Source organism: Chitinophaga ginsengisegetis, assembly GCF_900168065.1.
In the GTDB taxonomy this organism is placed as follows: domain Bacteria; phylum Bacteroidota; class Bacteroidia; order Chitinophagales; family Chitinophagaceae; genus Chitinophaga; species Chitinophaga ginsengisegetis.
Genome location: NZ_FUZZ01000002.1, coordinates 81,203 through 93,255, shown reverse-complemented (window position 1 = coordinate 93,255; position 12,053 = coordinate 81,203). Strand labels below are relative to the sequence as shown.

At 44.6% G+C, this 12,053-nt stretch carries 7 protein-coding genes; 3 read left to right on the top strand and 4 right to left on the bottom strand.

Going from position 1 to position 12,053, the window contains the following annotated elements:
• Window positions 1–164 precede the first annotated feature (164 nt).
• The 3 genes from B5Z18_RS14150 (at window position 165) to B5Z18_RS14140 (ending at window position 5,463) form a co-directional block, all read left to right on the top strand.
• The gene (locus B5Z18_RS14150) at window positions 165–1,181 is read left to right on the top strand and encodes a zinc-binding alcohol dehydrogenase family protein (RefSeq protein WP_079470965.1); all 1,017 of its coding nucleotides are present in this window, start codon (window positions 165–167) and stop codon (window positions 1,179–1,181) included.
• A gap of 21 nt (window positions 1,182–1,202) precedes the next feature.
• Window positions 1,203–3,992 carry a family 78 glycoside hydrolase catalytic domain gene (locus tag B5Z18_RS14145; RefSeq protein WP_079470964.1) on the top strand — a complete coding sequence of 930 codons (2,790 nt, stop codon included), beginning with the start codon at window positions 1,203–1,205 and terminating at the stop codon, window positions 3,990–3,992.
• Between the two features lie 85 nt (window positions 3,993–4,077).
• Entirely contained in the window at window positions 4,078–5,463 is a 1,386-nt protein-coding gene (locus B5Z18_RS14140) for a tetratricopeptide repeat protein (RefSeq protein ID WP_159454305.1), read from the top strand.
• Window positions 5,464–5,506: 43 nt separating this feature from the next.
• Here the strand turns inward: B5Z18_RS14140 and B5Z18_RS14135 are convergent, their stop codons facing one another.
• The 4 genes from B5Z18_RS14135 to B5Z18_RS14120 form a co-directional block, all read right to left on the bottom strand.
• Complete coding sequence (locus B5Z18_RS14135; protein WP_079470143.1) at window positions 5,507–6,325, bottom strand: SDR family oxidoreductase; 819 nt, start codon at window positions 6,323–6,325, stop codon at window positions 5,507–5,509.
• Between the two features lie 159 nt (window positions 6,326–6,484).
• A complete protein-coding gene (locus tag B5Z18_RS14130; RefSeq protein WP_079470142.1) occupies window positions 6,485–7,492 on the bottom strand; it encodes a hypothetical protein in 1,008 nt (335 codons plus the stop codon).
• 333 nt (window positions 7,493–7,825) lie between these two features.
• Window positions 7,826–10,525, bottom strand: a complete 2,700-nt coding sequence (locus B5Z18_RS14125) for a glycoside hydrolase family 2 protein (protein WP_079470141.1) — start codon at window positions 10,523–10,525, stop codon at window positions 7,826–7,828.
• A gap of 73 nt (window positions 10,526–10,598) precedes the next feature.
• Window positions 10,599–12,044 carry a RagB/SusD family nutrient uptake outer membrane protein gene (locus tag B5Z18_RS14120; RefSeq protein WP_079470140.1) on the bottom strand — a complete coding sequence of 482 codons (1,446 nt, stop codon included), beginning with the start codon at window positions 12,042–12,044 and terminating at the stop codon, window positions 10,599–10,601.
• Between the last annotated feature and the right edge of the window lie 9 nt (window positions 12,045–12,053).

Genomic DNA, 12,053 nt, shown 5'->3' with positions numbered 1-12,053 from the left:
GTTATTTAAGGGTTTTTCACCGAAAAAAGGCAATATATCTTACAGAGATGATAATATACTATGATAAATATTTACCTTAAACCTGTTTCTTTGAATATCGTTCGTCCTGCCCGTATGTGAAAATAAAACATCCGGGTACGGATTTTTTTTCTAAATTAATTATAGTGAAAACACTCATTTGTACTACTCCCGGCAATTTTGAATATGGTCTGCAGGCAATGCCCGCGCTGCAGGCGGGTCATGCTATTATCCGTATCCGGAAAATAGGTGTTTGTGGCACCGATCTGCACGCTTTTGAAGGTACCCAGCCTTATTTTAACTACCCCCGCATCCTGGGACATGAGCTGGCCGGTGAAATTGTAGCGCTGGACGCCGTGGAAACCACTGATTTCCATGTCGGGGAGCTGGTAACCATTATCCCCTACGAAAACTGCGGCGTTTGTATTGCCTGCCGCAACGGCAAACCCAACTGCTGCGAAAACATCGCAGTGCTGGGTGTGCATAAAGACGGCGGCATGGCCGAATTCATCTCGGTGCCGGAGCGGCTGCTGGTGCATGGCAACGGCCTCACGGCCGAACAGCTGGCACTGGTGGAACCCCTGTCGGTAAGTGCGCATGGCATCCGTCGCGCAGCCGTTCAACCTGGTGAGTTTGTACTGGTAATAGGAGCAGGGCCCATCGGGCTGGCGGCAATGGAATTTGCCCGCATTGCCGGCGCACAGGTAATCGCCACCGATATCCAGGATAAACGGCTGGAATTTGCACGGGAAACACTGGGTATTCCTTATACCATTAATGCCGCCACCGACGTAGCCGGGCAGCTGCGCACCATCACCGGCGGTGATATGCCGGTAGTGGTAATCGACGCCACCGGTAACCAGAAAGCCATTAACAACGGCATCTATTACCTGGCACACGGCGGCCGGTATGTGCTTATAGGATTACAGAAAGAATTGCTGCAGTTTCCCCATCCGGAATTCCATAAAAGGGAAACCACGCTGATGAGCAGCCGCAACGCCACCCGCGAGGATTTTGAACAGGTGATCCGCTGCATCAAAGAAGGAACGGCGCGTCCGGATAAATATATTACACACCGGGTGAAATTCGGGGAAGTGAAAACCACCTTTGCTTCCTGGCTGGATCCCCGCAATGAAGTGATAAAGGCGATCATAGATATTTGATCCTCAAAACAGCTGATGATGATGAAATCATGGTTCTTGTTGCTACTGTTGGGTATTACCAATACCGTTGTTGCACAATCTGTTTCATTGCAACAGCTGCTATGTGAATACCAGCACAATCCCATTGGTATCGATGCCACACGCCCCGCTCTCAGCTGGCAACTGGACAGCAAAGGAACCAACATCCGGCAAACTGCTTACCGCATACTGGTGGCCGACAATCCCGCTGCGCTGGAGAAAAACCGCGGGCGTAGCTGGGATTCAAAAAAAGTATCATCGGACCAGTCGGTGCAGGTGCTTTACAACGGCAAGCCACTCTTGCCCGCCACTACCTACTACTGGAAAGTAATGGTATGGGATCAGCAGGGAAAGCCCTCCGCGTGGAGTGAAACGGCACAGTGGCATACGGGGCTGTTTTCTCCGCGCGACTGGCAACAAGCGCAATGGATTGGCTATGAGAAAATGCCGGATACGGCACGCATCGTTCCCGCCATCACCAACGACAGCGACAAAAAATACCGTAACCGGAAAGATATACTGCCCCTGCTGCGAAAAGAATTTAATATCGCCAAACCGCTGCAAAGGGCCACTGTTTATATCAGCGGACTGGGTCAGTTTGATCTTCATCTCAACGGGAAAAAAACAGGCGATCATTTCCTCGATCCCGGCTGGACAAAATATGATCAGCATGCCCTCTATGTTACCTTTGATGTAACGTCGCAATTACACACCGGTACCAATGCACTTGGTGTGATGCTGGGCAACGGCTTCTTTTATGTGCCCGGAGAAAGGTACCGTAAACTCACCGGCGCCTTTGGTTATCCACAGCTCATTTGCCGGCTGCATCTGCAATACAGCGATGGCACCACCGAAAATATTATCAGCGATACCAGCTGGAAAGCGGCCCCCGGCCCCGTTACTTTTTCCAGCATCTACGGCGGGGAGGATTACAATGCTATCCTGGAACAACCAGGATGGGACACGCCTTCCTTTGATGATGCCTCCTGGCAACCCGCAGTAGCCGTGCCCGGCCCGCCGCAACTGGATGCGCAAACCGCAGCGCCACTGAAAATATTCGACCGCTTTACGCCGCTTAAAGTAACACAAACCGGTACTAACACCTGGGTATACGATATGGGGCAAAATGCGTCTGCTATTCCTGCCATCTCCCTGAAAGGGAAAAAAGGAATGGTGGTACGTATTACGCCGGCGGAACTGATCACCGATAAAGGCCTGGCAGATCAATCTGCTGTAGGCAGCCCGGTGTTTTTTAATTATACTTTAAAGGGACAGAATACGGAATCCTGGCAGCCGCAGTTTATGTACTATGGCTTCCGCTATATACAAATTGATGGCGCGGTGCCCGCCGGCAGCAGCAATCCTTCAGGGTTGCCGGAAATACAAACGCTGTATAGCCTGCATACCCGCAATGCAGCCGCCACCATCGGGCAGTTTACCTGCTCCAATGAATTGTTCAATCAAACTTTTAAGCTGATCGATTGGGCCATCCGCAGTAACACGGCGAGCGTGTTTACCGATTGCCCGCACCGCGAAAAACTGGGATGGCTGGAAGAAGCGCACCTGGTGGGCAGCTCTATCCGTTACAATTACGACATTGCCGCGCTTTGCAGGAAAGTAGTGCGCGACATGATCCATGCACAAACCGCGGATGGCCTGATCCCTGACATTGCGCCGGAGTATGTGCATTTCGATGACGGCTTCCGCGACTCGCCGGAATGGGGCAGCAACGGCATTATCCTGCCCTGGTATATGTACCAGTGGTACGGCGATAAATCTGTACTGGAAGAAAGTTACCCGATGATGACCCGTTATGTGAACTATCTCTCGCAAAAATCAGATCATCATATTCTCTCACACGGCCTGGGCGACTGGTACGACATTGGCCCGAAATTCCCCGGCGAATCGCAGCTTACCCCGAAGGGTATAACGGCTACGGCTATATATTATTATGACCTCAGCATCCTGTCGAAAGTAGCCACGGTATTGGGGAAAAAAGAGGATGCACAAAAATATTTATCGCAAAGTGAAGCAGTGAAGCAAGCCTATAACCGCGCCTTCTTCAACGACAGCACCAAACAATATGCTACGGGTAGTCAAACCGCCAACGCCATGTCGGTATACATGCAGCTGGCAGATCCGCGTTACAAAACCGATATCGTGGAAAATATTGTGGCCGATATCCGTCAGCATAACAACAGTCTCACTGCCGGCGATATCGGTTACCGCTACCTGCTTCGCGTACTGGACGATGAAGGCCGTTCGGATGTAATCTTTGATATGAACAGTCGCAGCGATGTTCCCGGCTACGGCCTGCAACTGGCCAAAGGCGCTACTGCGCTCACCGAATCCTGGCAAGGCTATCGCGATGCGTCCAACAATCATTTTATGCTGGGCCACCTGATGGAATGGTTTTACAGCGGTCTTGCTGGTATACGACCAGCGCCCGGCAGTATTGCCTTCCGCGATATCGTGATCCGGCCGGAACCTGTTGGCGATGTTACCACCGCCAAAGCCAGCTATCTTTCTCCCTATGGTGAAATTGTGAGCGACTGGAAGAAAGAAGACAACACGTTTACACTGCGGGTACGTATACCTGCCAACACTCATGCTACTATTTATCTTCCTGCGGAATCCACTTCAGATGTTACCGTAAATGGAGTAGCGGTGGCCATAGAAAAGGGATATAAAGAGGGCCGGTATATTATGGAAACCGGTTCCGGTGAATATCTGCTGCATGTGGTGAACCGGCGGCCGGTAACGTCATCGGCGGGGAGTTATGCCGGCAGGTAAGCTATGGTACCTTCCGCCTGATTGGGGTGTATTATTATTTGCACGTATGGCGCGCGGCAAGGATACTAACCCCCAACCAATCGTTATGAATGAAGCACTACTCCATGTAATTCAAAAGGATTTACCGGCATTTCTGCAGCAGCTGAACGAAACGCATCAGGCACACCGGCCGGTGGGCATGCTGGAAAAAACGGATATCGCTTACCTTGAAACATTGCAAGGCAACAGGCGGCAACAGCAGGAACAAATTTCTTTATACCTGATACTGGCATACAGTAATTATGCGATAGATGAGCTACGGATGGCCATCCATTATTTTGAACAGGCATTTACCTTGTCCGACGACTATTTTCCGCAGGGCGCCCTGCTGGCGAAAGCTTACCTGGATGCTTTACACACCGTGGCCGCACAAGCGGGTGATCTTTCTTTGCTGAGTAACGGCTTGGAGTGGGCCGAGAAATTTGAGTTCATCAAATTTAATACACACAAGGAGCTGGCAGCTATCTACTACCAGGTAAAAGATTATCATACCGCCGCCGCTCTCTGGAAGCAGCATCTGCAAAATGTTCCCGATTGTGTAACCACCAGCCAGTTACTGATTAAAACTCTGTCGGACCTGCATCGTTATGAAGCGGCTATTGCCGTGTTTAAACATGCGCCGGCGTCCGTGCAGCAGGTATCTTTCTTACAACTGCTGGTAGGTCATTGTTACAAAGAAACCGGGGAATATGCAGAGGCAGAAAAGCTGTATAAAGCCGCTATGTCTGCTCCCTACAATGATCAGTGCCTGCCTATGTGTGCCCTGGCGGAGCTGTATGCGGAAAGTCTTACGGATTACCGGCTGGCCCATACCTGGTACCAGCAAGCCGTAGATCAGAAGGGGAGTAGCTACGATTTGCTGTATGCAAAAATTTCCTACCTGCGTTTCCTGGTAGATCAGGGCGAAACATCCACCGCACTGTCCCTGTTGTTGTTTATGGAACAGCAACTCAATTCCAACTATCTCCGCCTGTCGCCCCGCGATTTGAACCGGGTGGCCCGGTGCCTGTATAAACTGAATACGCGGTTAGATCAGGCTACGAAGTTCTCCCGTCGTGCGGTAGAACTGGAGCCGCATGTAACAGATTACGTACACACCTTGGTGGCTATATTGATCCGCATCAGGGAATGGGATGAAGTAACGCCGCATGTACGTCACTGGCTGAAGTTCTCCGACGATGAAATGGTGAAAGCTTCCTGGAGCGATTACAGCCTGCTGTTCCAGGATACTATTATGCAGGGCCAGCAGGCTACTATGGAAGCGTTGTTATATGATAAAACGTCTGATTGCTGGCGCGCCATCCGGTGCGCGTTGTACAAAACATCGGAGGATGGAGAAACGGCGATTATCCCCAATGATATTTATCCTGTTGCGGATCAACTATACAAACAATTTATTTTCAGGGATATGCCGCGCATATTCCCAGAGTAGGGAGGGGGAAAGGCCCGGTAAATTTTTTTTACCGGGCAATTTTTTATGACAGGAACAAATCCCGCTGCAGTTTGCCGCCCGGCACCACTGCATATTTATCAAAGTTGGTGATACCCGCTGCTTTCAACACCTCTTCATCAATCAGTGTATTTCCCGAGTACGACGCGGGTTGTTGGAGGATATATTCCACTGCGTCGGCAATAATTTCCGGGGTGCGGCTTTTGTTGATCAGCGAATCGCCTCCCAGCAGGTTTTTTACCGCGGCGGTAGCGATAGTCGTCGCCGGCCACAGTGCGTTGGAGGCAATGTTGTATTTCTCCAGCTCATTTGCCCAGCCCATTGCCAGCATGCTCATATTGTATTTGCTGATGGTGTACGCTACGTGTGGTCCAAACCATCTTGGATCGAGGTTTATTGGTGGCGATAGTGTAAGAATATGTGGATTATTTCCTTTTTTCAGATAAGGAAGGCAATGTTGTGTTACGAGAAAGGTGCCGCGTACGTTGATATTGTACATCAGGTCGAACCGTTTGGCGGGGGTTTCTTCTGTATTGGTGAGCTGAATAGCGGATGCGTTGTTGATCACCACATCAATCCCGCCAAATTTCTCCACACCCTGTTGCACGGCGGCGGCTATCTGTGCTTCTTCCCGGATATCTACCTGTACAGCGAGGGCTTTACCACCGGCGGCTTCTACTTCTGCGGCGGCGGAGTAAATGGTTCCTCCCAGTCTTGGATCTTCTTCCACGCTTTTGGCGGCAATGATAATATTGGCTCCCCGGCTGGCGAGGCGCAGCGCAATGGCTTTGCCTATGCCACGGCTTGCGCCGGTAATAAAGATGGTACGTTGCTGAAATGACATAACCCTTGCTTTTAGCGGTGAGAAAGAAAGAGGAATTTAAGGAATCTTTCTCTGACGGCAAAAAGCAAGGGCTATTTTGAGGGACAAGTGAATGGCCGGATCAGGATTGATCCGGCATATTAACAACCTAAAAAATCAAAATGGGGATATTCAATCTCTTCATTGACTATTTCGAATGATAGGGATGGAACAGTTGAAATAGGATTCAAACAGGGTAGTGAATTCGTTTACATTGTTCATTGCTATGGAAGTACAAACTTTTTCAAGGGATTCTGCAGATGTCGTTACGGTGCCATATGCCTGGATCATCTGGCGTTGGAAGTGGAAGTGCTCCGGCGTCATAAAAAAGCTATCTATAAAGGCTTCTCTTAACTCCTGGGTGCCGAGGTCCAGCAGCACTGCCATTTTTGCCATTGAAAACTTTTCGTTGGTAACGTTAATAAGGTATTTGATGGAGGCTTCTAGTTTTTCGGATACATATAACGGGAACACCCGCATGGGCTCGTCCTCCAGTTTATCCTGCGCAGCAAAATTGAAGTACAGCTCCAGGCAACACCTGTGCATAAATACTTCTGCCTGTTTACCTACAAACTTGCAGTTGCAGATGGCATCAATAAGATCTGTACACGCCAGATTGATGTGATACGGCTCTGCGTTGACAGGTGCACTTCCTTTCTGGCCTGTTTTCTTCACTATTGCTGCCAGTTCAGGATATTCCATTGCCAGCTCCGCCAGGTCTTCCGGTGTGATATTGATATGGAAGCTGAACATATTATCCCACGGTTTCATGGGTGCTTTATGTGCGCTGGGTTCCAGTTTGAACAGGGTCATTTCCCTTTTGGCCATCATATACGGTCCGTTATCCGTAATCTCCGCTACCACTTCGCCACCAGCCATAAAATGCAGGGCTAATAGCTCAATCTTTGTATAAGGGATCAGCATAATGGCGTGCTCCTTATTATATACTTCATGTGTACGGAGCGTAAACCTGCCAAATTTGATGGTCTGGCTGATGATATCTACATAGTCGTCGCTTCTGAAAGAGATTTTTGCTGCCGGCATAGCCAGGTGCTGGTATTCCGGGGGTAAACTGTCAATAGAGATGAAATCCTGGTCATCTTCATCGATTCTTAAAGGTATACGGGGTAAGTTGCTGGGCGCTTTCATAACATTATTTTTTTGAAAGTGGTGGTAAAAATGTCTGTTATTGTTTTGCCTGCTGACCGGGCTGACTGAAGTGTTTTTATAGGATAGCAACAAACTATTTCAATCTGGCCTATTCAGTTTTGTATCTTAAAATTTTGCTTTTGTCTTTTTTTAAGGTTAATCATATATAGTACACATGCAAATTTGCCTACGTACTATTGATATGAAAGAATAATTTATTTGACATTTTGAGTGTGATTTTGAGAAAAAATGGGTCACCAATAGGAATATTAGCGACCGACACATGAGTGCGTAAGGGGTGTAAACCATCCACCCACTTACACCGCGTAGAGTTTAGTTATTTTGTGGCCAGGTAGGGAGGCCGGCTTTCATTTTTTGAAGGGTTTCGGCGAAGAGTTTTTCATAAGGCGTTCCTTTTCCAAGCTTTAATGCTTTCTCTTCCCAAATAATTGCTTCATTTGATTTATTTACTTTATGAAGTAAATGTGCGTATGTGTCATATGCTTCGGGAGACTGATCCCATCGATCTATAGCGTATTTCATGACACTTATAGCGAATTCTAGTACCTTAACATCATCTATATTTTCGTAAATAAGCCAAGAACAATTATTAATGTCATATTCAGGACGTTTTAGAGCTCTTTCGAAGTATAATTGATAATATTTAGCATAATTTCCCCATTCCTTAGCATTTGTTTCGAAACCATAGTAAATCATCCGTTTTCCAATTACAAGTTCTTCTCCAATGCTGCCAAATTTATTTTTTACATTTTGTTGTATGGAATCCCAATTTTGATTTAATTTTCTTTGTGGCGCAATTTCTTCAGCTTCAATTATTGTTTTAATCTTGGTTATTGCTGAGTTTTCCCAAAGTGCTGAATCTACCTTTTGGGGTTCTGCTAAGAACAGTTCAAATCCTTTATCTTTACTACTTTTGGTTACTCGCCATATGAATGATAAGTTGCTTTTTGAATAAGGAGAAATTAGTTTAGATATATAATCGTTACTAATCATTGTAGTTTTAGCTTTATCCTTTTTCCTCATAGACATTAATATAAGTCGTCTCAAGAAAGCGGAATCTATTTTCCCCTTATAGTATTCATTGGTTAATTCCTCATACCTGTTGTCTCCGTCATTCTTATCAATGTCAGCTGCTATGTAAAAATGAGGGTCAAGCGTAAACCCATTGGCTTGCTTAACTAATTCTTGATTGATTGTCCTTAGCTCTGTTACTGGGATTTTTATTATTTCGCGATCATATGTAAGAAAGCCATTTTCTTCCCCCTCTACATCAAAAGGTTGTGTATAAATGGATGCACTTAATCCTGCGGACTCCAAATCTTTGAGGATCTTCATCATATGAGTATATTTTCCTTTTAATTCCGCTGCAGTGACTTGCAGGTAACCCCATCCCTGCAAGTCATCCCATTCATGACCAACAACTGGTACGCCTACTCCACCAAATTCACCAACAACTCTTGCTTTATTAGGCTGAGGGGGGGCGTTTCTTGGATCAGGGTATGAATGAACATCTGTTATATCACTTCCAATCCAGGGTGAGTCGGAAGGAGTTCGTAACTGATCATTTACATATAGAAGCTCTCCAGAATGCCCATTGACAATTCTGCTCGGATCTAGTTTTTTTACCCAGTTGGTAAGCCTTTTTTGATCATAGGCCCCCCACCGTTCATTGAAAAGTACCCAGGTAATGATACTTGGATGATTATACAATTGACTCATAGTTTCTTCAACCTCTTTCTCGAAATTTTCTCGTGATCCTTCTGGCAGTCCATGTGGAGGATTTACAAAATCCTGCCAAACTAAAACACCAATCTTATCTGCGTGGTAGTACCATCTTTCGGGTTCAATTTTAATATGTTTTCGAATAGTATTGAAACCTAACGATTTAATGGTTTTGATGTCAAATGCAAGTGCTTCATCTGTAGGAGCAGTATATAATCCATCTGGCCAGAAGCCTTGGTCCAGGATGCCAAGATTGTAAGTATATTTATTATTCAAGAAAATTCGATCAGTTCCTTTTTCGTCTTTCTGTATATTTATTTTTCGCATTCCAAAATAACTCTTGACTTCATCCAGTGTCTTATTACCTTTGATAAGTTTGATAGAGAGGTCATATAGAAAAGGATCTTCAGGGGACCATAACCTCGCTTTTTTCATTGGTATGGAAAAATTAATCTCGTCCTCGTTCTTTTTTTTATCTAAAGATGCCGTATAGGCACTCACTATTTTACCATCTTTTAATGCTGCCACCTCAAGTTTTAGCCCTTCCGTTTTTCCGATTGTGTTGATCTTCAAACCCAAGACCTCATTATCTATGTTTGGTGTCAATTTTAGATTGGATATATGAATTGCCGATATTGTCTCTAGCCATACGGTTTGCCAAATTCCACTTGATGCAGTATAGTAGATGTTTCCTGGATTAAGCACTTGCTTTCCATGAGGATTGGGACCTTTGTCACTAGGGTCATAGACCTTGATTAAGATTTCGTTATCGCCTGATTTGAGATATTCAGTTATATCAAAGCTGAATCCTTGATATCCACCAGTGTGTCGGCCTACTTCTTTTTTATTTATGAATACAGTAGTTTGCCAATCAACACCTCCGAAATTTAATATAACGTGTTCATCTTTTTTTTTATTATTAGCCGACCACTGTATTATTCTTCTGTACCACAGACGTTGATCAGGTAATAAAACTCGTTGAACTCCAGAAAGTGCTGATTCTAATGGATATGGAACCAGAATATTCCCATCAAAAGAACTTGGAATTGCGCTTATGGAATCGGTTATTGAGTATTCCCACATTCCGTTTAAATTTTGCCAATTCTTTCGTTGCAATTGTGGTCTGGGGTATTCAGGCAATGCATTTTCGGGACCAACGTTTTTAGCCCATCTAGATTGCATGTGAATAGGAGCCATCTGGTAATGCGTGGGAGCCGGTATTTTATTTTGGGCATAGCAATTCAGGCTCACTATAGTAGCAATTCCGAGACTAATAATTTTATTTGTCATCAGTTTTATTGTTTATCGAAAGAAGTTAGTTTAAATTAGACTGTATACGAGGTGTTTTTAAGGATACACTTAATTAATATCCAACATTTTGAGTAAGGTTTCCATTTGAAATAATATCGTAAGAAGGAATGGGGAATAGCTGCCAATTTACACTCCATATTCCTCCTTTTTGTGGGGTTACATGACTCATTACTTCGTTTACTGTCTGTGTTCTTTTTAGGTCTAGCCATCTGTGTCCCCATTCCGTGAATAACTCAACTTGTCGTTCATGATAAATGGCTGTTAGTAAAAGCGCTTTTACATTCAAATTGATTCCGCTTAGACCTGCTCGAGTTCTTATGACGTTTAAATCAGAACATGAACCTTCAAAATTGTTTTGTTGAGCTCTTGCCTCTGCTCTAATTAAGAACTGTTCACCTAAACGTAAAACTGTGTTGTATTCCATTAATGGTTGGTCAATAGTTCCAATTTTGTATTTGGAAGCATAGTAGTAAGAAATATTTGAAATAGAGACAGAATCAATCCATAACAATTTGCGCCGATCATTTTTTTCAAAACTATTAAGTAGCTCTGGACTAAGGTATACAGGTGTGAATACCGATAGACCCGTAGGCGGAATTATATATGTTTTTGCATCTTCCGTATTAGAGCCTATATTGACTGGTTGTAATTGCCAGATAGCCTCCATATTATTCATTAGAAATGTTTTATTCAAAGAGTCTATTTTGTATAATGCAGTATTTTCTATGATTGCAGATGCTTGTATTTCTGCATTTCTCCAATCTTGAGTATATAGATAGCTTCTTGCAAGAAGTGCTATTGCAGCCCATTTGATGGGCCTAATTCGCTCTGATGTTTCCTTTAAAAGGCTGCCGTCTAGATAGCGTGGGGAAAGCAATTCAATTGATTCGTTTAGATCAGCAATTATCTGACTCCATATTTTTTCTTTTGGAGAGCGTCCTAATATATTATTAGTTGTAAAGTCAGTTGTTGTCGATAATGCTACATCACCATATAAATTGACCAAATAGAAATAACTGAAGGCTCTTAAGAATTTAGCCTCTCCGAGTAATTGTTTTTTCACACCGGGCGTTAAAGAAGATGAATTAGTAAGTCCTTCTATGGATAAGTTGGTAATATATATGACTTTGTAAATCGCAGTCCAAAATTCTATTCTGGAAGTAATATTTTTTAAATTGTTTTGATAGTATGATTTTAGTCTAACATCTCTCGAACCATTATATAAAACTAGCTCGTCACCGGAAAGCCCGGTTATAAAACCTATCGCTGAGAAGTCGTTTCCTGTTATTCCACTTGCACTTAAGCCTGTATATATGCCAGTGAGGACTGCCGACGCAGTGAGGTTATTACTGTATACATTTTTTGCATCTATACTTGTCGTTGGAGTATTTACCTCAACAAGTTTACTACATCCAGTTGTGAGAAGAATAAAGGCCAACTGTAATGTTATAAAGCTAGCAGGATTTATTATTTTCTCTCTTTTTCTTATGATTATCATAGTTGAAAG

Coding starts and splice junctions, on each gene's coding strand:
- B5Z18_RS14130 (WP_079470142.1), bottom strand. CDS start 7,492: ATGAAAGCGCCCAGCAACTTACCCCGTATACCTTTAAGAATCGATGAA.
- B5Z18_RS14135 (WP_079470143.1), bottom strand. CDS start 6,325: ATGTCATTTCAGCAACGTACCATCTTTATTACCGGCGCAAGCCGTGGC.
- B5Z18_RS14145 (WP_079470964.1), top strand. CDS start 1,203: ATGAAATCATGGTTCTTGTTGCTACTGTTGGGTATTACCAATACCGTT.
- B5Z18_RS14125 (WP_079470141.1), bottom strand. CDS start 10,525: ATGACAAATAAAATTATTAGTCTCGGAATTGCTACTATAGTGAGCCTG.
- B5Z18_RS14140 (WP_159454305.1), top strand. CDS start 4,078: ATGAATGAAGCACTACTCCATGTAATTCAAAAGGATTTACCGGCATTT.
- B5Z18_RS14120 (WP_079470140.1), bottom strand. CDS start 12,044: ATGATAATCATAAGAAAAAGAGAGAAAATAATAAATCCTGCTAGCTTT.